Source organism: Aeoliella straminimaris (assembly GCF_024054565.1).
GTDB lineage: Bacteria > Planctomycetota > Planctomycetia > Pirellulales > Lacipirellulaceae > Aeoliella > Aeoliella straminimaris.
Genome location: NZ_JAMXLR010000065.1, coordinates 1 through 24,653, shown reverse-complemented (window position 1 = coordinate 24,653; position 24,653 = coordinate 1). Strand labels below are relative to the sequence as shown.

Below are 24,653 nucleotides of genomic sequence, written 5' to 3'. Positions count from 1 at the left end.
GCGAACGAGCTTTATCACCCTTGCGGTTACTACTATGGAACAACTCGTGCGGTTTTGTCCCAGGGGCCTCGAAAACACCTCGGAAAAACAAGGTGTTTTTTGAATCGAGGGGGGACAAAACCCCTGGGGTTTTGGGCCTATGGATTGTTGTTCCCCAAAACAGGGACAAAACCCGGTTTTGGGCCGATGGATCGGTTGCACGGTTTTCGGCCCAGTATCCCGATTGGGTCGATCCGCGAGAAGTGTGACAAATATCGCCGCCAGGTGCACTTATAAAGTAGCAGTATCCGTGATCGCGACGCGTCTGTGCGGCAACCAACCTTCGAGGAGTAATTGATGACTTCGTTTTCCAGGCGATCGGCACTGAAAGTTCTCGGCACCGTGGCGGCTTCCAGCAGCGTCAGGGTGTCGGCCACCGTGCGGGTCGACGACCGCGTAGCCGAGGCGAGCGGCCGCTGCTCGTGGGGCAAGACGCACGATCGCGTGTGGTTGGGCGCGGCCTACTGGGCTAATCCGATGGAGGACTGGCGCGTCGCGGATGGTGGCATCGAGTGCAGTGCCCGTGGTGGCGATCGCAACGTGCACCTCCTGACCCATCAATTTACCAACCCCGAAGGCAAACTGCGGATGGCGGTGCAGGTGAAAGAACTCGACGCCGGGCCCAAACCTTCCGGCGCCGGCTTCCGCGTGGGCATTCGTAGCGATCTCAACGAGGTCAAAAGCAACTCGTTCGCCAAGGGTGGCATTCCGTGTGGTGTGGTGGGCGAAGAGCTGGTGATCGGCCAGTCGAAGAGCAAGCTGGCTGCGGGCACCGACACCTCGGACCTGAAGCTGGTGCTGACTGGCGAGCCGAGTGGCAGGAAGTACCACCTGACGCTAACGGCCTTCGACAACGACAACAAGCAGGTCGGTAGCGTCGAGCGCACCGTGGCCGGCGATCGCCTGTTGGGCAACGTGGCCGTGGTGTCGAATTTCGACGCCGCCACTGGTCCGAAGCAAGGCTCGCTCTACCGTTTCGAGAATTGGGAAGCCACCGGCGACGCGTTTACCGTCTCGCACGAACATCGGTTCGGACCGCTATTGTGGTCGATGTACACCTTGAACGACTCGCGGACGGCCGACGGATTTATCCTGAAGTTCACCGCGCTCACCGGCCCCTTAGGCGAAGGGGACAACCAGACGGTCGAATTGTCGTGCATGCAACAGAACGAGTGGGTCGACCACCAGGCGACGCTCGACACGGACGCCTGGACCGCCACGTTCAAGATTCCCGGCTGGGATGCATCGGTCGACACGCCCTACAAGCTCAGCTACCGCGAGAGGCATACCGATGGCTCACAGACCATTTTGACTCGCGGCGGCACGATCCGCGCGAACCCCTCGGGCCGGCCGCTGCGACTGGGCGCGCTGACGTGCCAGAACGACTACGCGTTTCCCTACGCGCCGGTGGCCGAAAATGTGGCCAAGCTCGATCCCGACATGCTCTACTTCTCGGGCGATCAGCTCTATGAGAACCACGGCGGCTACGGCATCGTCCGGCGGCCAGCCGATCGGGCGATGTTGAACTACCTGCGGAAGTACTACCAGTTCGGCTGGGCATTTGGCGAGGTGATGCGCGACCGGCCCACCGTGGTGATTCCCGACGACCACGATGTGTTCCAGGGCAACATCTGGGGCGAAGGTGGCGCGCCAATGGGCCGCGGCAGCGCGAGCGACACCGGCGGCTACGCCCAACCGGCCCGGATGGTGAACGTCGTGCATCGCACCTGCACGAGCCACCACCCCGATGCTTGGGACCCCAAGCCGTGCCAGCAGGACATCAGCGTTTATTACACCGACCTGGTGTACGGCGACGTGGGCTTCGCCATCCTGGCCGACCGCCAGTGGAAGAGCGCGCCAACGCGGGTCGACACCGGGCCGGGGCGCGCCGATCACATCACTAGCGGCGACATCGACCCCAAGCAGCTCGATGGACCGGAGCTAGTGTTGCTGGGCGAGCGGCAGGAGGAGTTCCTCGAGCAGTGGGCCAAGAACTGGGACGGTCATCGCTTAAAGGTAGTGTTCAGCCAGACGGTGTTCGCTGGCGTTGCCACGCATCATGGCGCGTATAACGGATTCTTGTATGGCGACCTCGACTGTGGTGGCTGGCCTCACACGGCCCGCAATCGTGCGATCGAACTGATGAAGCCCGGCATGCCGCTGCACATCAACGGCGACCAGCACCTGACAACCATGGTGCAGTACGGTGTGGACGAGCAGCGGGACGGCCCGTGGTCGTTCTGCACGCCGGCCATCGCGGTGGGCTATCCCCGCTGGTGGCGGCCCGACGAAATGGAGATGCCGCACGAGCATCGTCCCCAGCATGGCCTGCCGAACACGGGCGAGTTTGTCGACGCCTTCGGCAACCTGGCCTACGTATACGCAGTGGGCAATCCCGAGGTCGGTCGCAAACGCAACCGCTATGAGCTGGCGCACCAGAAGGGCAGCGGCTTCGGCCTGGTGACGATCGACACCCAGGCGAAGACCTACAAGTGCGAGTCGTTCAAGTTCCTCATCGACGCGACCGATGGCAACGCGGACAACCAATTCCCGGGCTGGCCGGTGGTGATTCACCAGCGCGAGAATGGCGGGGAGAATGTGATTGCGTAGGGATTGCGGTAGCCGGATTCGCAAGAACTCGGAAGCAGTGACTCAGCAGCCTGAATTCTTGCGAATCCAGCTACGACTTGCGTTCAGAGAGCACTATGGGTCTCAGCTCCGCCGCGAGGAAGAACGAGCCGGTGATGCAGATCAGCCCGTCGGCGGGAGTCACCTGGTTTGCCCGGTGCCAGGCTTCATGTGGCGACTTCACGATTTCGATGGCGACCTGCGGCGCAGCCTGGCGGAATACTTCGGCCAGTTGCTCGGCCGGCACGACGCGAGGGTTCGTCTGATACTCGGTGATGAGCACGCGCTCGAATACGGGCGCCAGCGCCCCGGCTATGGCGGCGAAGTCCTTGTCCTTGCTGCAGGAGACCACCAGTGTCCGCGGCACTTCGCACCGCACGGCCAGCGTGGCAGCCAGCGCCGCGGCACTCGCGGCGTTGTGGGCCGTGTCGAGCACGGTGACCGGTTTGCCGGGCAGCAGTTCCACGCGCCCGGGCACTTGTACGCTGCCGAGTGCCTGGCGGCGGGCGGACTCCGGAATTTGCCAGCCTTGGCGGGCGAGTTCTTCGATCACGGCCAGCGACACCGCGGCGTTGGCGGCCTGGTGCTCGCCGGTAAGGGCGAGCTTCACCTCGGCGAGGTTCGACTGTCCTTTGACCAGGTAGTCGAGCGAATCGCCCTTCTTGGAGGGATGGTAGCGATAGTCGAATTCGCGACCGAGCTCGATCATTCGGCAGCCGTGCTCGAGCGCCACGTTGGCGATTACATCGCGTGGCTCGGCCGGCACCACGCCCGACACCACGGGAACGCCCGACTTGATGATGCCCGCCTTCTCGCCGGCGATGCTGGCCAGCGTGTTGCCGAGCTGCTTGGTGTGGTCGAAGCTGATGGTGGTGATCACGCTTACCGCCGGCAGGCAGACGTTGGTCGAGTCGAGCCGACCGCCAAGACCCACCTCCAGCACCATGGCCGTGCATTGCTGCTGGGCGAAGTGCACCAGGGCGATGGCCGTGGTGATGTCGAAGAACGTCAGCCCATCCTCGCCCGCGGCGGCCGCGCGGCGATCGAACTCCTCGACCACGGGGCGAACCGTATCGACCAGTTCGGCCAGTTGCTCGCCCGTGGCGGGCACGCCATCGATGGCAAACCGCTCTTCCAGTCGCTCGAGGTGGGGCGAGCTGAACACCCCCGTGCGGTAACCGGCCGACGTGAGCATGGCAGCCACCATAGCGGCCGTGGAGCCTTTGCCCTTGGTGCCGGCGATGTGGATGATGGGTGCCGCTGTGTCGGGGCTGCCCAACGCGGTGACGAACTGTCGCATGCGGTCGAGCTTCAGTTGCCGCTCGCCGTACGGCACGACCTGGGTGCGTTCGTAGTTAATGCGTCCCAGCAGCCACTCGGCCGCGGCATCACGACGTGGCTCGCCGGTGGTGGCATGGTCGGTGCCGACGAGTTTCATGCTGGGGTTACTCCACTGGTGGCTGGTTTCAGGTCGATTCAGCATGGCAGGTTGGTTGACGGTTGGCCAGCGGGGCGACCGGACGACCTGGAGTTCTTGCGACCAGTCGGCCGAACTTGCTTGCCAATGTCCGCAGACAACTTGGTGCCGACGCGAGTTGCAGGTACGATGGAGCTATCCAGCGTGTGTTGTTATTGTCCTCTGTTCAGGAGCGCCAGGCCGTGTCCGAGTCCGACGATCTTTGCTGCGTTACTTCTGCCCACTCCGTCATGGAGGCCGCCCCCATTGTCGCCGCTCTGGAACGGGCCGGAATCAAAGCGATGACGGGCAATTCCGAGTCGGCCACCGTTATGCCCGAGGCCATGGGCGAGGTGGAAGTCCTGGTCGCCAATCACGACGCTCCCCGGGCGCTCACGCTCATTCAACTGATCGAAGAGCACGGTACCGACGTCGACTGGTCGCAAGTGGACGTGGGCGAGCCCGAAGAGTAGCCACCGTGGCTGGCTCCCCAGCTTAGACGTTAAACAGGAAGTGACAGACGTCGCCATCCTGCATGACGTAATCTTTGCCCTCGACACGAAGCTTGCCCGCTTCGCGAATGGCCTTTTCGCTCTCGTACTGCACCAGTTCGTCCACTGCGTAGACCTCGGCGCGAATGAAGCCCCGTTCGAAGTCGGTGTGAATCACACCGGCCGCTTGCGGCGCCGTGGCACCGATCGGGATGGTCCAGGCGCGAATTTCCTTCTCGCCGGCCGTGAAGTAGCTTTCCAGGCCCAATAGCTTGTACGCTGCGCGGGCCAGCACGGCGAGCGCCGGTTCGGCGAGCCCCACGCTTTCGAGCATCTCCTGCTGATCTTCGGCGTCCAGTTCCGCCAGCTCAGCCTCGAGCCGCGCGCAAACGGGTACCACCTCGCCCCCCTCCTGGGTAGCACGTTCGCGCACCCGCTGGACGTGCTGGCCGGTGCCCTCCAGGTCGTCCTCTTCGATGTTGGCCACATACAGCACCCGCTTGCTGGTCAAGAGCTGCAGCCCGTTGATCTCCTTGCGGAGCGTCGGATCCTCGGGGTTCAGCGAGCGGACGGGATTGCCATCGTCCAGCACAGTCTTACACACCTCGAGCAGTTCGACCCGCCGCTTGGCGTCCTTGTCGCCCGAACGGGCAGTGCGGCGTGCCTTGTCGAGCGAATTGGTCACCGACTCCAGATCGGCCAGCATCAACTCGGTGTCGATGGTTTCGATGTCACGGATGGGGTCGACCGAACCGTCGACATGGGTGATGTCGTCGTCTTCGAAGCACCGCACGACGTGGACGATGGCATCCACGTTGCGGATATGCGAAAGGAATTTGTTGCCCAGGCCCTCGCCCTCGCTTGCCCCGCGGACAATTCCGGCAATGTCCACCAACTGCAGGACGGCCGGAATAACTTTCTGCGTCTGGATGTACTTCTGAATAGTGGCCAGCCGCGAATCGGGCACCGGCACCGCGCCGACATTCGGTTCGATGGTGCAGAACGGGTAGTTCTCGCTAGCAATGCCGGCAGCCGTCAACGCGTTGAACAGGGTGCTTTTGCCGACGTTCGGTAGGCCTACGATGCCTGCCTCCATGGCGGGGAATCCTCTGGGGTGGGGGACAGTCCGCGCGGGGCAGACCTGGGAAAAAGTCGCAGTATATAGCTTTGCCCCACCAGTTGGCAGTGTGGCCGACAAAAGCGGATAGCCAGCGTTGAGGTCACCCGCCATAATGAACTGTCCTTCCCCCCGATTCGTGCCCACGTCGGCCCGTGCCACAAAACTGGAGTATCCGGTGATGTCTCGCCTCGAAGTCCTGCTACTGCTGTTGTTGCTCTCGCCCTTGAGCCTCGCCACGAGAACCGCCATGGCCGACGAAACGGCCGTCGCCAGTTCTTCGTCGCCGGCCGAGGAAGCCAAGCCGGAAGCCGAACTGCCCGAGACCCCATCGCTCGACCCACCTGCCACTGGCGAACCGGGGGAAGAAGACGAACAGGCAATGCCCGACGAGCAGGCTGAAGACGGTTCGGCAGCAGAGGGCGAGTCGGACAACGACGAGCCCAGTCCCGGACAGGCCGATCTGGACAAGGCCACCCAGCTCAAGCTAACCGCCTCGGACGGCAAGCAAATGAACGACGTCATCCAATTGCTGGCCTCGGCCATGAAGAAGGGGCTCGACGAAGAGAACGAGGCCTTCGCCAAGCAGATGCTCGCTTCGACCCTGATGGAGCGCGGCCAGGGGCTGGCCGCCGTGCTGCTGGAGCAACCCCGCGGCGCCGGTGCTCAGCAGGATCCCCGTTGGGCGCAGTTGCGGTTGATCGCGCTGTCGGATCTCTCCAACGCCGTGAAGCTCGATCCGTCGGAAGTCTCGGCCTGGGTGTTGATCGGGCGCCTGCATCAGATGCCCGGGGGCGACCCGAAGGCTGCCAACCAGGCCTACACCAAGGTAATCGACCTGGAAGATGCCGATGCCAAGCTCAAGGCCGAAGCCCACGCCCGGCGGGCGACATTGCAGGAGGACCCTGACGAGCAACTGGCCGACATCACCGGCGCCATCGAGGCCGATCCCGATAACGGAAGCTATCTGCTGCTGCGAGTCCGCCACCACCTGGCCACCAAGCAGTTGGATGAAGCGCTGGCCGACGTCGACAAGGCGATCGAGCTTTCCAGCGACGATTACACCGCCCATGAACTTCGCGGCTTGGTGCTGCGAGAGCAGGGGGAAACCGAAGAGGCCTTCAAGGCGTTCGATCGCGCTGGCGAGATCAACCCCGAGTCGCCCATGCCCTACCTGCAACGGGCCGAGATGCATAGCAAACTTGGCGACATGGAACAGGCCATTGATCAGGCGTCCAAGGCCATCGACCGCGCCGAATCGAACGAGCTCGGTTACCTGCTGCGGGCCGACTTCCATCTGCGCAACGACCAGGCGGAAGAAGGCCTGGCCGACGCCGAGCGAGTGCTCGAGCTGCGTCCAAATTTTCCGCCCGCCATTCTGCTGAAGGCGCGCGCCTATGAAATGATGGGCAAGATGAAGCTAGCTTTGGGGCAACTGGAGGAGCTGGCCAATGCCACGCAAGACCGAGCCGATCTTGACCTGCAGATCGCGTTGTACGCCCTGCAACTGGAAATGCCCCGCCGGGCGATCGAGGCCCTCGACCGTGCCATTGAAGCCCAACCGGATGAAGCCATCCTGTATCGCTACCGAGGCGACTCCTACCTGAACATCGGCAAGCACGCCGAGGCGATTGCCGACTACGAAAAGGCCATGGAGCTGGCACCGGACGATTATGGCGTGCTGAACAACTTGGCCTGGACGCTCGCCACGAGTCCCGAAGACGAACTTCGCGACGGCCAACGGGCCGTGGAACTAGCCACCAAGGCGTGCGAGCTCTCCGAGTTCCAGGCCGCCCACATTCTCAGCACGCTAGCCGCGGCGCACGCTGAAGTCGGCGACTTCGAAAAGGCCAAGGAGTGGGTGCAGAAAGGCATCGAACTGGACGATCCTGAGAACGTGGAGCAGCTCAAGGAGGAACTGGCGCACTACGAGCGGGGCGAGACCATCCGCGAACGCCAGGAGCAAGACGCCGGCGAGCGAGAAGGAGCGGAGGAAACGCCCGCCAAGGACGATCACCGCGAGCTGGAAAAACCCTCCGGCAGCACGCCCGCGCCACGCAGAAGCATCGACTTCTAACCCGCGTGTAGAACGCGACCAGGTGCCTGGGGACGAACTCCGCCAGCCCCACACCCGAACGCTTATCGCTGCGCAGAAATCGCCCGCGGTCGCGCCGACCTTGGCCCGCTACCGCAGTTCGTTCATCCACGTGCGGAAGTTCGATTCCAACATGGTCAGGTCGTTGCCAAACACGCTTTGAAAATCGCGTACTCGCTCCACGGGCTCGTACTCGCTCAGCGGCTTCCTCGCGGCCGTCAGCTTCAGGTACTGTTCGTACTCACGGGGGCGGGTCTCGCTCAGGAAGAACGTCAGCGCCCACGCTTCGGCGTAGGCCCGCTGGGACGAGGTGCGAAACGGCGTGTCGCTGGCGACCAGTTCGCCCAGCGTCAGTTTGCCAGTCGCCGAATCGACAAAGTGGAAGTAGTCGTCCAGCCGCCCCTGGTTAATGCGATCCCGCCGAGTGTCGCCCGCGCCGCTCTGGTACACGCCACGGGCTTCGAACATCGTGGCCAGTCCTTCGACCACCCATTGCGGCGTGGTGGCCGTGCGGCTGTGCAACCCGGTGTTGAAGGCCATCTGGTGGGTGGCCTCGTGGACGATGGTGTTGGCGGTGATGCCCCAATCGCGATCGTGATTGCCAACGCGATCGAACATCAGCACGCGGTTCGACGTGGGGTCGTAGTGCCCCAGCGTGTTGGGTTGCAACTCGGCGCCGGTCTTACGGGCCGCTTCGTGGTACTCCTGCTCCGAATCGTAGATCACGGCCACCAGCGGGTACTTGGGACGGTGCAGCTTGAACCCGCGGACGCGAAAGTAGTTCTGAAACGACCGGTAGAGCTCTTCGAACCGCGTGGCCCAGGCGTCGCTTTCGCCGGGTCGGTGCACCACTAGGTAGTGTCCCGTGGAGGTAACGGTCTTCGCTCTGCCAAACTCGTCGTACAGGGCGCTGCGCATTTCGCTGGTCGTGTATCCCTGGAAACGCGGCGCCGTCTTGCGAGCCTCTTCCGCCTGGCGGGGATCGACCGTGTGCAGCGCCCCGTCACGGGCGAGGATCAGCATCTGCTGGTCGGTCCAGAGCAGCGGCCGCCCTTCGAGCTCGTCGCCATTGTACTTGGCGGAGAACATGAAGTCCTGGGCCGCGGCCATCGAGGAGGTGAGCATGGCCAGAACAACGAGCGGCAAGCAGATTCGAATCATGGCTTGGCTGGATTCGGTGAGAAATACGGGCAACTGGCGACCCTAAAGCTTACCTTGCAAAACAGGCGAGACTTTTCCCGGCAACCCGCTTAAAATGCGAAGAGCGGATCATGAGGCGAAAACGCAACACGTCGCCTTCGAACAACTCCCCCGTCAAGCTGAACTTCTGGTACCGACGATTGCCCAGGCTTTTGCGCAGGCCGCTTCCGCCTCGAATTCGTTCGTTCCTAGCAGGGCGTTTGACCAACGACGAGTGAGGAACGGAACAATGTCGCTACGAAAAAGTGTTTGGTACCTGGTGCTCTTGGGAGTGGTCGTCAGTGCCATGACTTCCGTTCGCGCCGACGACGAGCAGTTGACCGCGCAGATCGAAGAGCTGGTCGCTCTGCTGGACGCCGATACCATCTCGGAACGTGACATTGCCGAGCAGAACCTGCTGAATCTGGTGGACGTCGAAGGCGTGGGGCCCGAGAAGTTCCTGGCGGTGCTGCCCAAGCCCAACGACAGCATGCCCCCAGCGGTTCGCGAGCGGTTGTCGACCATCCGCAAGATGGTCGAGCAACGCCTGGCCGCTCAGGCCATCGAGGCGTCGAAAGTCTCGCTCGAGGCGATCAATTGGCCATTGGCGGACGTGATCAAGAAGCTGGAAGAGCTCACCGGCAACAAGATTGTCGACAACCGCGAACCCGACGCCGTGGCGGCCAGCCCGCAGATCATCATGAAGGTGGAGAACGAACCCTTCTGGTCGGTGATGGATCAAGTCATGGACCAGGCCCAGCTCAGCCAGTACGCCTACGCCGGCGAGGACGCCCTGGCCCTGGTGGCTCGCGGCGAAGGCGAAGGGCAACGTTTCGGCCGCGCCTGCTACAGCGGGCCGTTCCGGTTCGAAGTAATCGAGGTCAGCGCCACCCGGGGGATGCGAAACCCGTCGAATCAGGCGCTGCGGCTCGATCTGGAAATTGGCTGGGAACCACGCCTGCGACCCATCGCGCTTACGCAGCAAATGACCCGCCTGGACGCCATCACTCCCGACGGCGAGCGGCTTGCTCCGGCGCAGGAGCAGCAGGTGTTCAACATCGAAGTGCAGGAGGGCACCTGTGCGTCGACCATTACGGTGCCGTTTGAGCTGCCCGATCGTTCGGTGGAAGAGATCATGCTGCTGGGCGGCAAGATCACGGCCCTTGTGCCGGGTAAGCGGGAGAAGTTCCGTTTCGACGATCTGAAAAGTAAAGAGCCCATCGTCAAGACGCTCGGCGGTGTGAAGGTGACGCTCGAGCGGGTGGTGCAGAACGGTCCCATCTGGGAAGTGCACATGAATCTGGAGCTGGAAAACGATAACGGCGCACTGGCCTCGCACCGCGGCTGGGTGTTCAACAACATCACCTACCTGGTGGGCGACGACGGCGAACCCATCGACCACGCGGGCTTTGAAACCACCAAGCAAACTGCCACCGAAGTCGGTATCGCCTACCTGTTCGACCTGCCCGAAGGCATCGACGGCCTGAGCTGGGTGTACGAATCGCCGGTGTCGATCGTCGAACGGGACTACGAATACCAGCTGGAGGGAATCAAGCTGCCGTAATTAAGAAGCAAAGCGACATTCACTTCAGAGAAAATCAGACGCGGATCTGCGCGGATTGGAGCGGATCTACGCTGATTCTGACGAGCGTCCGAGAGCTCTAAGGGCATCAAGTCTCCATGATGATCGACGCGAGCGTGGAAAGTCCTCTTAAGGTTGAATCTGATTCGCGATGATCCGCTAAAATCCACGCCGATCCGCGACTAATTCTCCTTGCACAGAGCTCTAGAACCCCATCCCCTTCGCTTTCACCCGCACGCGGCACAGGTCGTGGTTCGAGGTCATGTAGAGCGTGTGACCGTCTTCGCCAAAGCCGCAATTGGCGATCTTGTCGCCCGTGCGGATGGTGGCCAAGTGCTTGCCCTCGGGCGAGATGACCAGCACGCCGCCTGGGCCGGTGGCGAACAGGTTGCCGGCCGTGTCGACTTTCAGACCGTCGCAGCTTCCTGGACGCTGCTTGCCGAGTTCGGTCACGTCGAGCAGCACCCGGCCTTCGTCGATTGAGCCATCGTCCAGCACGTTGTACGCCATGTAGATCAGGTTGCTGCTGTCCGACTGGGCGACGTACAGCGTCTTTTCGTCGGGCGAGAGGGCAATGCCGTTGGGGGCGCGGAGCTTCTTGGTCAGCAGTGTTGGTTCTTCGCCCGGCATCACGCGGTATACGCCCTGATAGTCGAGCGGGCGGTCGGTGTTCTTGAACGCGCCGATGCGCCCATACGGCGGATCGGTGAAGTAGATAGCGCCCGACGAGTGAATCGCCAGGTCGTTCGGGCTGTTGAATTCTTTACCCTGGTACTCGGCGGCGATGGTGATGAACTTCGGCTCGGCCGCCGTGGTGGGGGCGTCCATGCGAGCCACCCGGTGATCGCCATGCTGGCACAGGATGAGTCGGCCCTGGTTGTCGACGGCCAGGCCGTTCGATCCCGACTCGCCTTCGCGCGACGCGCTCTGCGTATAGCCCGACGGTTTGAGGTAGATGCTCAGCCCCTCATCGTCCTGCCACTTGAACACGGTGTTCCGCGGCACGTCCGAGAAGACCAGGAATCCTCCCTCGGCAATCCAAACCGGTCCTTCGCTCCAGTGGAAACCGGTAGCCAGGCGTTCGATCTTGGCGTCCGGATCCACCAGTGCCTCGGCCGCTGGATCGAGAATCTCAATCTCACCCAGCGTTTCGATAGGGTCGATGGTCGTTTGCGCCTGCAGCGGCAGCGAGATCGAGAGTAGTAGGAGCGATAGGTTGAGAGCGCGCTGATTCATGGGTCTATCGATTCAAGGAGAGGAGAGCGGATTCAGAGGAGACATAGTGGCTACTGGGCGCCCGTGCCGAAGCGGAACAGTTTGTGTCGTGTACGGACCAACAGCGTGCCGTCCACCGGGATGGGTGTGGCGACTGATTCGTCGCCCAGTTCGTTCTCGGCGACGAGCTCGAACTGGTCGCCAGCCGAAATAACAAACAACGTGCCGTCTTGCCGCAGGCAGTAAAGGTTGCCGCCAGCCAATAGCGGCGAGCTGTAATACTTTACATTGCTGCGGGGCAGGCGGTCCTCCCAGATCACGTCGCCCGACTCCAGGTCGAGGCACGACACTTCGCCTTTGTCGCCCAGCACGAACACTTTGCCGTCGGCGACTACGGGCGAAGGAACATCGGCACCGACGCCGCGCTTGAGCCACTTCGCCTCGCCCGATTCGGAGAGTGGAACCGCTGTGAGGAACTCCGTCCGCCCGAACGGCACTACGGCCACCCCGTCGGCGATGGTGGCCGAGGCGATGACGCGCCACATGCCTTTGTCGTCTGGGTTGAAGCCGCTGCGTTCCCACAGCAGTTTACCGGTCTTGGCATCATGACCAGTGAGGTGGTCGGCGCCGAACGTGACGATCGTCTCCTGGCCATCGATCTCCAGCACGGCCGGCGTGGTGTAGGCCTGATCCGACTCGCGGGGGCGCGTGTATTGCCGTTTGGTTTTCCAGACTTCTTTGCCGTTGTCCAGGTCGAGCGTTACCAGGTAGGAATCTCCCTCCTGCATTACGGCGATGCACACACCGGCCGACGTCAGCACCGGCGAGGTGCCAAGGTCCCACCACAGTGTGTCGGGGCCGTACTTTTCTTGCAGGTTGAGCCGCCAGAGTTCCTGGCCATCGGTGGTGAGGCACACCACCAGGCCGCTCTTGAAGTAGAACACCACATGTTCGCCATCGGTCACCGGCGAGGAGTTGCTGCCGGTGGCCGCGCGATTCTTGCCTTGTCGCGCCTCTCCTAGTTCGAGTCGCCAGCGCTCTTTGCCCGAAAGGTCGTAGCTGGCGGCGGTGTCCTGTCCATCGGCGGTGAGCGAAACGAAAATCGAGTCGCCCCACACCACAGGCGTCGATGCTCCTTCGCCGCCGAGGTCGACCTGCCACAGGCAATTCGTCTCGGGGCCGATCTCCACAGGATAATCGCCGGGTGGGGCCACCATGTTGCCTTCGGCCCCACGCCACTCGGGCCAGTTGGCCAGGGCGCAAGTGGAGGTCAGCGTGGCGGTAGTGAACAGGGCGGAGAAGAGGCAGGTGACTAGTAGGCGAGACATGGCAAGTTGACCGGGTTGAAGTGGACGTCGGACGAGGCGTGCCTCGTCGGCTACTTGGGCTTGTTCAGCCGGACGATATAAAAGCGATCGCGGTCGATTTTACCATGCCGGCCGTCCGCGTCACTGAAATACTCGACTCGATCGCCAATTCCATCGGTCAATTTTTGCGAACTGCGATACTTCACGCCAATTCGCTGCCCTTGATCGACCACCCATTCCAAAAACACGACACTGTGTCCCGACTTATTGGAACGCCAGAATTGCGCGAAGTCGCCCGGCTGGGCGTCGTCAAGCTCGATGGCCTGGCCCAGTTTCAATTGCTCCAGGGCGTACTGCACCAAGGTTTCCTTGCTGGCTTCGCTGTTGCCGTACCAGAATTTGTGGAGCTGGCGGATGTCGTCGATCGACTTCTCTTCCAGCAATCCACGCCGCTCGGCAGCTTTGAACACCACCGACAGGGTGTAGCCACAGCAGAAGGTGCCCTCGCCCTTCGGCAGAATCTGCTCGCCGGCGAAGCAGAGTTCCTCGGGCACGCCGGAACCTTTCCACTGGTACGTGCCACCATCTTTGTAGCTGTATGCGATCTCGAGCACGTCCGCGTTCGGACCTTTCGGTTCAGCGGCCGGCAGGGCAGGGCAGACGAGCAAGGCGAGGATCAGAATTCTTAGCATGCGACTCTCCGGGGCGGACCGGTTTCTAGCTGGCGAGTACCGCTTGCACTCGCTCGAGCGTTTGGGGGTCGTGAAACTCCAGCTTGCCGAAGCCCCGCACGGCGCCGGCGGCCACGGCCGCGTTCTGGTGTTCGGCATAGTTGGTAATCATCATCACCGGAACATCGGCCAGTTCGGGCGTCGATTTGATTTCGCGGATCACCTCCAGGCCATCGGAGTAATCGATGTCGAGCTTGCGATTCACCACCACCAGGTCGAACGGCTGTGCTTTGAGCTTCGCGAGCGCATCGTCCGCCCGATCGGCCTGTGCCACTTCGCAATCGAAATGCTGCTTGAAGAATCGAGTGATCCCGGCATGATCGGGACCGCAATTGCCAATGTCGAGAATGCGTTTCATCAGGTCTCTGGAAGGTTAGTGAACCACAGAAAGAGGATGCGGGGGCGTGTACCAAGGATACTTCATCGTGCAGGCCGTTTACAGCTTTTTCCACACCGCCGGATTGGGACAGCGAACATCCCCACCGCTCAGGCTAACAACAACGGCTTTCTCGTCCCCAGGGCGCTGGTATACCCGCAGCTCCAGTTGTTGTGGTTCGAGAATCACGGATCGTTCGAAGTCATTGTGTGGATCGTGACTGGAATGGTACCTGGTTCCTGCCTGCAAGCTTTTGAGGACTCCCGCGATCTTGGCGGTGTCGGTCACGCGCCGAGGCGTGCCGTATCGGGAAGAGTGGTCGTAGACAACCAGATCGACCACATCGGCGCTTTTCAACGCCGCAATGTCGCGGCGAGTTCGCTTGAACTGCATCGCTTGCAGACACATAAGCGTTAGCACAACGGCGAGCACTATGGCCCACGCACCGACAATGTACAGCTCCTTGCGTTGCTTGTTCATGTCCTTGTTCTGCGTGCGTCGTGTTTCAACCACGGCGCTACGCAGGGCACCCAGCAGGCACAGCAGGCGAATCGACGCTCACCATCACCAATTTGATGAGCGCCGATTCGTGGTTGCTGGTTCCGTGGCTCCGTCGTGAAATCTTATTCCTCCGGCTCGGCACCTTCTTCGATAGCGAACAGGTGCGTGCGGTTGGCGATGTAGAGGATGTTGTTCGCCACGATCGGTGTGGAGTAAACGCTATTGTTCATCTCGATTTCGCCGTAGTAGGGCAGCATCTCGCCACCGTCGTCGACCATCGCCACGTTGGGGTCGGACGAATGACGGAAGATGGCGACCTGGCCATCCTCGTCGCCGATGTAGACCTTGCCGTCGACGATCAGCGGCGAGCCCCAGCATTGGGCCAGCATGTCGTATACCCAGTAACGCTCGCCGGTCTTAGCGTTCAGGCAGTGCAGCAGACCGCTGAAGTCGGCGATGTACAGGATGTCGTCCTTGATGGCCACGGTGCCGCAACTGCGGTGCATGGTCTCTTCGTAATCGATCTCGCCATCGCCGTTGGAGTCCTGCTCGCTGTAGTGCCACACGGCGGCCGAGTTCGGGTTTGGACGCACAAAGTCGCCCTCGTCCTTCTCCACGGCCTTGATTCGCTTGTGTTCGATCTCCTTGTTGGGGTCGGCCGAGTTGAACGCCAACTCAGGGCTCACGTTGCCGCGCTTGTTCGGATCGATGCACCACAGGTGACCGATGCCTTCCTGGTGCTCGGGGTCCTGGCCCACGGCCACGTAGACCAGCCCGTCGTAGATGACCGGCGTGGCAATAATGTTGTTACGCGTGCCGCGGCCGCCGAGAATCCATTCCGACTCCTTGGGGTTGGCGTCGAACTTCCACAGCAGCTTGCTGTTGCCGTTGCCGTCGCCCCGGGGGTCGAAGCTGTACACCCAGCCATCGCCACCACCGAAAATGACCTGCTCCTGACCGTTGATCACGCCGTACGTGGGGCTCGACCACTGACCGTGCAGGATGTTCGTGGCGGGCGAGTCGTCGGTCCACAGCACCTCGCCGGTGTTCTTGTCGACCGCCATGAAGCTCGGTGCTTGCGGCGAAGGAAGATTGATGTGCGACTCGTCCAGGCCGTTCGACGTGTTGACGAAGATTACGTCGCCCACGCCCGTGATCGAGCAACTGCACATGTTGTGCTGGCTCACATAGTAAGGCGCGGCCATGAAGTTCAGCGACCACACCACGTCGGCTTCGTTCTCGCCTTCTACCGGTTCTTCCTGGTAGGGACCGTCGTTCTCGCCGTCGCGGAAGCCTTCGACGTCCAGGCAGCGAACTTCGCCACGGCTGGTGACGAACCACAGGCGATCGCCCTCGACGTACGGAGCACAGCAGATGCCTTGCTCGGGCCAGTCGTGCACGCGGCCAGTCTTCAGCTTCTCGCTGGAGTGCTGCCAGCGAAGTTCCCCCGTCTCGCGATCGAACGCTAGCAGCACGCCCAGATCGACGTCGGCGGGATAGCGCTCCAGGTGGCCCGCACCGTTGTTGGTGCCGACGTAGATTTGATCGCCAGCCACCACGGCGTTGCCGTACGACTGCGAGCCGAGGCGTGCGACCCACTTGATATTTTCGGCCGTGGAGCTGTCCCACTCGCCGGTTTCGGGATCGAACTCGCCGACTTCCCACTCGGTGGGGATGTTGTTGCCGACCGGTACGTTGTTCCGCGCCGGATCGCCGCCCCACATCGGCCAGTCCTTGGTGAGTTCCTGGGCAGAGACTGCAGAAGCGGAAACCAGCGCGTACAGAGTCAGAGTTACGATAGCCTTATGCATCTTGAATTGCCTTGGCAAAGTTTAGGAGTTGGAACCACATGGCCTGAGCAGCACCTGGCGGCGACTTGCGGACAGTCGTTGAAATCTGGTCGTCGCGATGGCTTCGTCAGGCCTTGTGACTTTGTGGTGAAGGGGGAGTCAATTAGTTCTCGGTAACTTCGATGTTGTCGACGTAGGCCTCGGCCACTTTGGAGTCGCCGAACAGGCCCGGCGCACCATTAAGGTTCGGCGCTTCGTCGGTGACTTCGAGCGTCCACTCGTCGGGCTCGTCGGTGCCGCGCTCCCAAACCTTGCCCATCACGTGGGCGTGGTCGCCTTCGGGCACGACCTTCAGCTTGAGCGTGTACCACTTACCCGGTTCGAGCTTCATCTCCTTAGCGTCCTGAGTCCGCTCGGGGTGGGTGCACCAACTGTAGAGCCGCACTTCCTGGTTGGGACCGAACAGCGTGAAGTTGTAGCCACTGTTGATCACCCCGATCGAAGGCAGGGTGGCGTTGGCTCCGCTGACGTTTTCGGTGGGAAATTCTGGCACATCCGTTTCAGTGGCGCCTTCCACGCCGGGCTGACCGACGGTCATTTGCACGTCGGCCTGGATGGTGTAGGCGGACATCTCGGGATCGCCCATCCACATCTGGCTGCGGGTGCCGAGCTTGGTGGTCGGCGCGCCGGGTTTGGTGGGCAGCTCCGTCGGCTTGGCGATGTAGTGGTTGCCATCCTTGCCTTCGCGGACCACGTAACGAATACGGCCACCCACCCAGGTGAGCGGTACATCGTCGACGCCCTCGAAGTCGAAGGTCCAGGGCAACTCAGGAACGATGCGGAGCCGGGCTTCGCCCTTCAGGTTGCCTAACGTGCAGGTTATCAGGCTACACTGGTGTGCGGCATCTTCGGGGGCCGTGTAGCTGCCATCGGCGGTGATGGTTCCCGGTCCGGTGACGGAGTACTCGACTTCGCCGGGCTTCGCGTCGCGAAGGTAACGCAGTTGCGGGTTGTAGATCCGCACACGGAAGTCCTTTGTCTCACCCGGCTTGAGTATCGAATCGTAGGGCACCATCTGCAGGTGAGCCGGCTCTTCTGAGAGGAGCTCGTCTTCGGGTGGTGCTGGTGAGGTATGGTCTGCGGCTTTGGCCGCCGCGATGCTCTCTTCATTGCCGATGCAGTACAACGCATCGGACATCGGCACGTACATCCGGCCTTGAGCGATGATGGGCGAGCCGTCGCTCGACTGACGACTGATTCGCATGCGGTGCAAAACGTCGAGCCCGTCGTCGGTGGGCTTAAGCGTCCACCAGCGGCCGTTGTTTGTGCAGACGTACAGCTTGCCGTCCGCGTACAGCGGTGTGCTCCGCTGCACGGTTCCCAGTGGCTTCTTGTCGATTTGCTCGCCGGTATTCAGGTCGAACACGAACATCTTGGCCCGGTCGTCCACAACGTAAATGCGGTCGCCAATCACCAGCGGCGAGGTCTTGCCTGCCATGACTTCGTAATTCTTCCAGATTTCCTTACCCGCCGAATCACCCGGCAGGGTGCCGTCGAGCATCACCACGGCGCCCATTGTATTGCCAACGGTGTTTTCCTCGCTCTGGCCGGTGATCACCTGGCCATGCTCGGTAACGGTGGGCGAGACATTCAGGCCGCGGCCCGAGAACTCGTAGCTCCAGATCGGCACACCGGTGCCGGCCTGCATGGCCCACACCTTGCCATCGCCCGAGCCAAACACCAAAGCGTCGATTCCGTTGAGCTTGGTGAGCACTGGCGCACTGTAGGTGGTATCGTACGGAATGAGGCTGGTGCCCTTTAGCCAGCGTAGTTCGCCGGTGGCCTTGTCGAAGGCCATGAAGCGATGAGCCGGTTTGGCCATCAGACCCCACTGCGGGGTATCGCCCCAGCCGATGACCACGGCGCTGGTGATCACGGTGTCTTCGTAGATCAGCGGGAAGTTGGTGCGGCCACCATAGGTGCTCAGCAGCCCGTACTCTTCGTGCAGGCTGCGGTCCCACTCAACCTTGCCCGTCTCGCCATCCAGGCAGCAGAAATAGCCACACACGCCCTGGGCGTAGACACGGCCGGTTTCCGGATCGCCGACCACGCTCGACCAACCAACGCGGGTGTCGGGTACGTCGGACAGGTAGACATTGAACTCATGTTCCCAAATTGTTTTGCCCGTCGCCGCGTCAACGCACACCACCTTCTCGCCTTCGAGCTCGGTGCCGGGATTGTTGCGGACCATCGTGTAGAGCTTGCCATCCATCACAATGGGCGTGGAGCGACCTCCGAGGTCGTCTCTCTCCCACAGCAGATTGCTCCCTTCGCCCCCTCTGGGGTCCCACTCGGCCGGCATATTCGTGGCGGGCGAGGTGTTGTTTTGTTGCGGACCGCGCCACATGGGCCAGTCGTGGGGATCCGCCGCAGCCGACACCGCGGAGGCAGCCATGATGAAACTAAATAGGGCGAGGGTAGTACTTCGTCGAAGCCAGCGCATATAGGTCTCCTGCCGGGGCACCAGAGCGGTGTAGGAAGGCATGCCCGTCAGACGACTCATTGTAGCCGCCCAGCAAGCATGGGAGGTTGGTAGTTGCCAACGCTCACGAGAATTAAACATAGCAGAATCATGCCCCAGGGGCCATTATTGAACCCCTGTCTCGGATGTCCAGGCCGCATAATCGCTACAGCTTCCGGAGGCCGCAATCTTTGCGCGACAGTTGACCTAAACCATTCGCACAAAAACATTTGCGTTCGTTCAAGGGTCACCGCAAGCATGCCCGATATTTGTGGATGTCGCGGGAAACGAGCCGTGCGCTCAGCCCTGCGACACCCCGCGAACGTGCGTCAAATGCCGGCCCGGACTGTTTCGAGTCAAGGATTGGCTCGACTGGATTTGACGCGACCCTGTGAAGATCCCCCCACGCCAAAGCTCGCCCCAAGTTGACTCCCCGGTAACGAGCGGACCGGCCACCAAGGCTCTCCGCGACCCACCCTAACCGAACACCGGGGGAACGGCCGTCGGATATCAAGCGGACCTTGGTCGCGCTCGGTTACCGTCCTCGGCCGAGGATTCAACCCTAAGCCAGGCCAAGGGAGGTCTCGCATGAATAGGAGAATTATTCGATGAAATGGAACCTGTTCGGAGCGCTCATGCTAGGCGCCCTCCTTGCGAGCCCCAGCTTTGCCGGTGGCTTGTGTGGTGGCGGCTGTGAGCCGTCCTGCGGTTGTGAACCGAGCTGTTGTGCAGACGACTGCGGTTGTGCGACCTCGTGCTGCAAGAAGCCTTGCCTGCTCGAAAAGTTGTTTGGTGGCCTGAGCCACCGTGGCTGCTGCGACAGCTGCGAGCCCAGCTGCTGTGCTGCTGACTCGTGCTGTGGCGAACCCAGCTGCTGTGCTGCTGACGACTGCTGTGGTGGATGTGGCGACGCTTGCTGTGGCAAGAAGTGCTGCATTCTCGACAAGCTGTTCAAGAAGCGTGGCTGCGGCTGCTGCGAGCCCAGCTGCTGTGCTGCTGACTCGTGCTGTGGTGGATGTGGCGACGCTTGCTGTGGCAGGAAGTGCTGCCTCTTGGACAAGCTGATGGGCAAGTTCAAGAACCGTGGTTGCTGCAACGTTTGCGAGCCCAGCTGCTGTGCTGCTGACTCGTGCTGTGGCGAACCCAGCTGCTGTGCTGCTGACGCTTGCTGCGGCGAGCCCAGCTGCTGTGCCGCTGACGACTGCTGCGGTGGTGGATGTGGCGACGCTTGCTGTGGCAAGAAGTGCTGCATCCTCGACAAGCTGTTCGGTCGCCTGAAGTCGAAGGGTTGCTGCGGTTGCTGCGAGCCTAGCTGCTGTGCTGAGCCCAGCTGCGGCTGCAACGACGGCTGCTGTGGTGGATGTGCCGACGACTGCTGCGGTGGCTCGGTAGCCCCCGCCCCGGTCGAGATGGACGAAGCCCCGGCCCCCGTCGAAGCGAAGGACGCTCGCTTCCGCCCAGTGCCCCCTCGCCCGATGGCCGACCCCAACGCCGCCATTGGTCGTCAACGTGACGTGGTCCGCACGAGCTTCGTTCGCTAAGACCACTGCACCAGTGAAGTAAAGAGGTCGATTTCCCCCTTTCCAGGACCTGTCCCGAGCCTTTCACCGGCTCGGGGCAGGTTCTTTTTGTTGGTGGAGGGGGCAGCGACCGGGATTCGGGGGGGCAGGGAGCCATCGTCTGCTATTGGTGCCAGCACCCCAAACTTTCTACACTTACCGCACGTACTGATTTCGAAGAGACCCCCACAGTCGGAACGCCCTGGCTTCCGCGACCAGTTAACCAAACGCCCCATCTGTTATGCCTTCTGCTTTCGGCAAACTGATCCTCACGCTCAGCGTCGCACTCGCAGGGTGGACGTCGGCGTGTCATGCTCAGCAGGAGACTGCCGCCCCGGTAACGCCCCCTCAGGCCCCCGAGGTTACGGCTACGCAGAAGATGCTCGCCGACACGCTGGCAAGTGTTGTTCGCGATGCGATTCCCCATCAGTATGCTCGCAAGAAAGAGTGGGGGCAAACCAAACGTATCACGGTGGGCGTCACTACCGACGAACCGATTTACAAACTCAAACTGCATCGCCGCAAGAAGGCCGTGTCGCACGGTACCTGGAAACAGTACCGCATCAAGTTTGTCGATCCGCAGCAGAAGCTGCACATCGCCGTCGAGAACCTGCACAGCCTCGCAGGGGGCGGAGTCGGGCTGCGGCTGGTGATGGATGCCGAACTGGACGGTTGGGCGCAGATGCGGCACTACAACCGGGGCATCCATCTGCTCACGCTCACTGCCGAAGGCCGTTCGCGGCTCCGCTTGGTGGTGGACTGCGAAGTCCGCGTGGCGATGGGGCCCAAAGGCATGGCCATCGATCCGCGGGTCACGGCCTCGCGGCTCGATATCCACGACTTCCAGCTGCAGCGATTTGGCGAGCTTGAAGGCAAGCTGGCCGAGGAACTGGGCGACGGTCTCAAGCACGTCATGCGAGACCAGCTCGATGGCCCCAAGCTCACGGCCAAGCTGAATCGCGCCATCGACAAGAAACGCGACCGCTTCGTGGTTTCTGCCGCCGACCTGTTACCGAGTTGGTAGTCCCGCGGCCGCTCTAACCGCTCTTGCGTACGGTCCAGAAGTGCTCGACGGGCATGGTCATCTCTTCGATTTCCAGGCCGAATCGCTCGCCCACCTTCACCGTGGTGCCCCGCGCGATCACGTTGTCGCGCACGGTGAGCTCCAGCGCATCGTCGCATGCCTTCTCGAAGCTGATCATTGCCCCCGGCGCCAGTTCCAGCAGTTCCTGCACCGACATCTTTTTGGTCACCAGTTGCACCGATACAGGCACCGAGATCTTCAGCAGGTGCCGCGCGTAGGGAGGAAGTTCCTCCATGCTGCCAGGCCGCTTCGGCGGTGGCGGCGGGGCGGTGGCTTCCTCTTTTTTCGGCTCCGGGGCAGGGGCCTTCGGTTTGGGTTTCGGTAGCAGTTTCTCCGGCTGGCTGCAGGGCCAGATCATGCTCAGGTGAACCGGCGTGCCGCCCGCCTCGGTCAGCACCAGCGGATATAGCGTGGCCTCGTCATCGACCTCGCCATCGACCAGCGACTTCGACAGGTCGTCCACCCACGATGCGCCAAACTTGCCCGCCATCATGGTCTCGGGCACCACCAGCATCGACAGCTCTTGGGCCAGCGTGTTCAGCATGCCTTCGCCGGTAATGTCCGGTTCGTGCATCCACCCCCGCGTCAGTCCCGAGGTCTCTGGCAGGGCCGCGGCCATGGCCACGTCGCCAAACTGCATCATCATCAGCAACCCGGGGCCGGCGAACCCTTCGGGCGGCGACTCGCGGTCGTAGGTGTCCTGCTCGCCCAGCGTCACGGTGACTTCGGCATCAATACCGCGGGTCAGCGCAGCGGCGATTTCTTCTGCGTTTTCCTCGCAGACCGGCTGCATCTGGGCGACCAGTTCGGGCGTCAGTTCACTCATGCTAGCAGTATCGTTACCAAGTGGCGGAAGACGAGTGTCGCGGGGCGCTGCACCTTTCAGCAGTGCGCAGCGGTTCCTACTTGAATTTCTATCGGCGGGAATTGCCGGCAAACTTTGCGCAATCCCCGCCGCCGGGCCGCTGGGTGCTAGCGACGCTAGGGCCTATAATGGGTTGCTTCGCTTTTCTCATTCCCCCCACCCTTCGCATTGCTGCCCGCGAATCCATGACCACCACCGCCCTTGCGCACGAACTGAAGCCTTACAAGTCGCTGTCCAACGACGAGCTGCGCCAGCGCATCTTGGCCGCCAAGCAGCAGTTGGGTGACCGGCTGCTGATCCTGGGTCACCACTACCAGCAGGACGAAGTGATCGAAATGGCCGATCTGCGGGGCGATAGCTACCTGCTTTCGCAAATGGCCGCCGACAGCCAGGATTGCCGAGTGATCGCCTTTTGCGGCGTGCACTTTATGGCCGAGACTGCCGACATCCTGGCCAATCGGCCGGAGAAGCTCGCCGAGCGGGGTGGCGAGCGGGTCGACGTGATCCTGCCCGACATGGCGGCCGGTTGCTCGATGGCCGACATGGCCGCCATCGAACAAATCGAAGACGCCTGGGACGAATTGGGCGAGGTGATCGACACCCAGGACATCACGCCCGTCACCTACATCAACTCGGCTGCCAGTCTCAAGGCGTTCGTCGGTCGCCACGGCGGCATCGTCTGCACCAGCAGCAACGCCCACGCGGCCATCGAGTGGGCCTTCGCCAAAACCTCACGGGTGATGTTCTTCCCCGACCAGCATCTGGGTCGCAACACGGCGCTGGGAATGAACATCACGAACGATCAGATGCCGGTGTGGGATCCGTATGCCAGCGAACTGGGCGGTAACACCGAGCAGGCCCTCGAGAACTCGAAGGTCATCCTCTGGAAGGGCCACTGCAGCGTGCACCAGATGTTCCGCCCCGAGCACGTGGCGATGTTCCGCGAGAAGCACCCCGGCATCAAGATACTGGTGCATCCCGAGTGCCCGCAGGAAGTGTTCGAACTGGCCGACGAGTACGGCTCGACCGGCAAGATCATCAAGACGGTCGAGGCCGCCCCCCCCGGCTCGAAGTGGGCCATCGGTACCGAGTTGCATCTAGTGAACCGCCTGAAGGAGGAGCACCCCGAGCAGGAGATCCACTTCCTTTCGCCGGTGGTCTGCATGTGCGCCACGATGTACCGGATCGACCTCGCGCACCTGGCGTGGAGCCTCGAGAACTACCTCGATGGCACACCGACCAACCTCATCGAGGTGGACGACGAAACCGCCAAGTGGAGCCTGGTGGCGCTGGAGCGGATGTTGGAGGTGAAGTAGCTATACTTTCCGCTACTTCGGATTTTCCGGCTCATAACCCTCCGGCATGGGCACCTCGGCGCCGGTATTGGGGATCGCATCTTCCCTCCCAAGTCCCCAGTAGATGGCGTTCACCAGTAGCTTCCGCGCCGACCCATGCAAAAAGTCGCGTGGGTGCCCCAAGCTGGTGTAGAACACGCGCTGTGCGTTGCCTTCGCGCGTAGCCAGTTCCCGGGTCCACGCCAGTGGTTGCACCTCGCCAAACGTTTCTGGTTGGCCGTCCTGGTCACGAATCGCGCGGCCGCTGATGAGTACCTCGCAATCATCGGGCAGGTGCTCTTTACTGGTGTTCATGATGTACAGCCACGACTGCAGGTCGAACTCGTCATCCACTCCGCGCAGGATAGGGTGTTCGGTGGCAGTCGATTCCACCTTCGCGGTCGAGGTGGTTCCATGCCCGTAGTGGGCGATCCACTTCTGGCCGAACCAGTCATCGCCAAAGCCGTCGTTAAGCCGAACCAGCGGACCCGATTCGTACTTAAAGGCGTGCGTCGTGGTCCTTAGCCCAATCATCGGCCGGCCGCTCTTCGCGTAACGCTCAATCTCCTCGGTCTGTGCCGTGGGCAGCGCGCGGAACCGCATGAAGAACACGGCAAGGTCCGCGTCCCGCAGTGCCCGTAGTCCGGGGATCGAATGCCCATGGCGGTCGTAGCGTCCCTGTTCGTCTACCGATTTGAGCACCGTCACGCGGAAGTCGCCGGTCGACTCCAGAATCGAACCGATCAGTTCCATCGACTTTTCCGAGCCATATTCGTTGTCACC

19 protein-coding genes are annotated in these 24,653 nt (G+C 62.0%); 7 read left to right on the top strand and 12 right to left on the bottom strand.

Features of this window, described 5'->3' with window-relative positions:
• Positions 1–336 precede the first annotated feature (336 nt).
• Positions 337–2,649, top strand: coding sequence for an alkaline phosphatase D family protein (locus tag NG895_RS19270; RefSeq protein WP_252854161.1), 2,313 nt, complete (start codon positions 337–339; stop codon positions 2,647–2,649).
• 70 nt (positions 2,650–2,719) lie between these two features.
• Here the strand turns inward: NG895_RS19270 and NG895_RS19265 are convergent, their stop codons facing one another.
• Positions 2,720–4,150 carry a bifunctional folylpolyglutamate synthase/dihydrofolate synthase gene (locus NG895_RS19265; RefSeq protein WP_252854160.1) on the bottom strand — a complete coding sequence of 477 codons (1,431 nt, stop codon included), beginning with the start codon at positions 4,148–4,150 and terminating at the stop codon, positions 2,720–2,722.
• A 176-nt stretch (positions 4,151–4,326) separates the two neighbouring features.
• On the opposite strand from NG895_RS19265, the gene NG895_RS19260 reads away from it, so the two are divergent.
• A complete protein-coding gene (locus NG895_RS19260; RefSeq protein WP_252854159.1) occupies positions 4,327–4,596 on the top strand; it encodes a putative signal transducing protein in 270 nt (89 codons plus the stop codon).
• 22 nt (positions 4,597–4,618) lie between these two features.
• Here the strand turns inward: NG895_RS19260 and ychF are convergent, their stop codons facing one another.
• On the bottom strand, positions 4,619–5,710 hold the full coding sequence (gene ychF / locus NG895_RS19255) for a redox-regulated ATPase YchF (RefSeq protein WP_252854158.1): 1,092 nt from the start codon (positions 5,708–5,710) through the stop codon (positions 4,619–4,621).
• A 202-nt stretch (positions 5,711–5,912) separates the two neighbouring features.
• Here ychF and NG895_RS19250 point away from each other — a divergent pair, with 202 nt between their 5' ends.
• Positions 5,913–7,808: a tetratricopeptide repeat protein gene (locus tag NG895_RS19250; RefSeq protein WP_252854157.1), complete on the top strand. Its 1,896-nt coding sequence runs from the start codon at positions 5,913–5,915 to the stop codon at positions 7,806–7,808.
• Positions 7,809–7,916: 108 nt separating this feature from the next.
• Here the strand turns inward: NG895_RS19250 and NG895_RS19245 are convergent, their stop codons facing one another.
• On the bottom strand, positions 7,917–8,987 hold the full coding sequence (locus NG895_RS19245) for a DUF1570 domain-containing protein (protein ID WP_252854156.1): 1,071 nt from the start codon (positions 8,985–8,987) through the stop codon (positions 7,917–7,919).
• Positions 8,988–9,255: 268 nt separating this feature from the next.
• Between NG895_RS19245 and NG895_RS19240 the strand changes: the two genes are divergently transcribed.
• Positions 9,256–10,569, top strand: a complete 1,314-nt coding sequence (locus NG895_RS19240) for a hypothetical protein (protein WP_252854155.1) — start codon at positions 9,256–9,258, stop codon at positions 10,567–10,569.
• A gap of 222 nt (positions 10,570–10,791) precedes the next feature.
• Here NG895_RS19240 and NG895_RS19235 read toward each other — a convergent pair whose 3' ends face one another.
• The 7 genes from NG895_RS19235 to NG895_RS19205 form a co-directional block, all read right to left on the bottom strand.
• A complete protein-coding gene (locus NG895_RS19235) occupies positions 10,792–11,823 on the bottom strand; it encodes an SMP-30/gluconolactonase/LRE family protein (RefSeq protein WP_252854154.1) in 1,032 nt (343 codons plus the stop codon).
• 50 nt (positions 11,824–11,873) lie between these two features.
• Positions 11,874–13,130, bottom strand: coding sequence for an outer membrane protein assembly factor BamB family protein (locus tag NG895_RS19230; RefSeq protein WP_252854153.1), 1,257 nt, complete (start codon positions 13,128–13,130; stop codon positions 11,874–11,876).
• A 50-nt stretch (positions 13,131–13,180) separates the two neighbouring features.
• Positions 13,181–13,801: a hypothetical protein gene (locus NG895_RS19225; RefSeq protein WP_252854152.1), complete on the bottom strand. Its 621-nt coding sequence runs from the start codon at positions 13,799–13,801 to the stop codon at positions 13,181–13,183.
• Positions 13,802–13,826: 25 nt separating this feature from the next.
• Complete coding sequence (locus tag NG895_RS19220) at positions 13,827–14,198, bottom strand: response regulator (protein ID WP_252854151.1); 372 nt, start codon at positions 14,196–14,198, stop codon at positions 13,827–13,829.
• Between the two features lie 78 nt (positions 14,199–14,276).
• Positions 14,277–14,696, bottom strand: coding sequence for a hypothetical protein (locus NG895_RS19215; protein WP_252854150.1), 420 nt, complete (start codon positions 14,694–14,696; stop codon positions 14,277–14,279).
• A 143-nt stretch (positions 14,697–14,839) separates the two neighbouring features.
• Positions 14,840–16,528: an outer membrane protein assembly factor BamB family protein gene (locus NG895_RS19210; protein ID WP_252854149.1), complete on the bottom strand. Its 1,689-nt coding sequence runs from the start codon at positions 16,526–16,528 to the stop codon at positions 14,840–14,842.
• Positions 16,529–16,670: 142 nt separating this feature from the next.
• Positions 16,671–18,962, bottom strand: a complete 2,292-nt coding sequence (locus NG895_RS19205) for an outer membrane protein assembly factor BamB family protein (RefSeq protein WP_252854148.1) — start codon at positions 18,960–18,962, stop codon at positions 16,671–16,673.
• Positions 18,963–20,080: 1,118 nt separating this feature from the next.
• On the opposite strand from NG895_RS19205, the gene NG895_RS19200 reads away from it, so the two are divergent.
• Both NG895_RS19200 and NG895_RS19195 read left to right on the top strand, forming a co-directional pair.
• Positions 20,081–20,569, top strand: coding sequence for a hypothetical protein (locus NG895_RS19200; RefSeq protein WP_252854147.1), 489 nt, complete (start codon positions 20,081–20,083; stop codon positions 20,567–20,569).
• A gap of 259 nt (positions 20,570–20,828) precedes the next feature.
• Complete coding sequence (locus NG895_RS19195; protein ID WP_252854146.1) at positions 20,829–21,611, top strand: hypothetical protein; 783 nt, start codon at positions 20,829–20,831, stop codon at positions 21,609–21,611.
• A 13-nt stretch (positions 21,612–21,624) separates the two neighbouring features.
• On the opposite strand, the gene NG895_RS19190 is transcribed toward NG895_RS19195, so the two are convergent.
• Positions 21,625–22,497, bottom strand: coding sequence for a FliM/FliN family flagellar motor switch protein (locus NG895_RS19190; RefSeq protein WP_252854145.1), 873 nt, complete (start codon positions 22,495–22,497; stop codon positions 21,625–21,627).
• 224 nt (positions 22,498–22,721) lie between these two features.
• Here NG895_RS19190 and nadA point away from each other — a divergent pair, with 224 nt between their 5' ends.
• Positions 22,722–23,852, top strand: coding sequence for a quinolinate synthase NadA (nadA, locus tag NG895_RS19185; protein ID WP_252854144.1), 1,131 nt, complete (start codon positions 22,722–22,724; stop codon positions 23,850–23,852).
• A 12-nt stretch (positions 23,853–23,864) separates the two neighbouring features.
• Here the strand turns inward: nadA and NG895_RS19180 are convergent.
• Positions 23,865–24,653 (bottom strand): ThuA domain-containing protein (locus NG895_RS19180; RefSeq protein WP_252854143.1); only part of this gene is annotated, 789 nt, incomplete at its 5' end.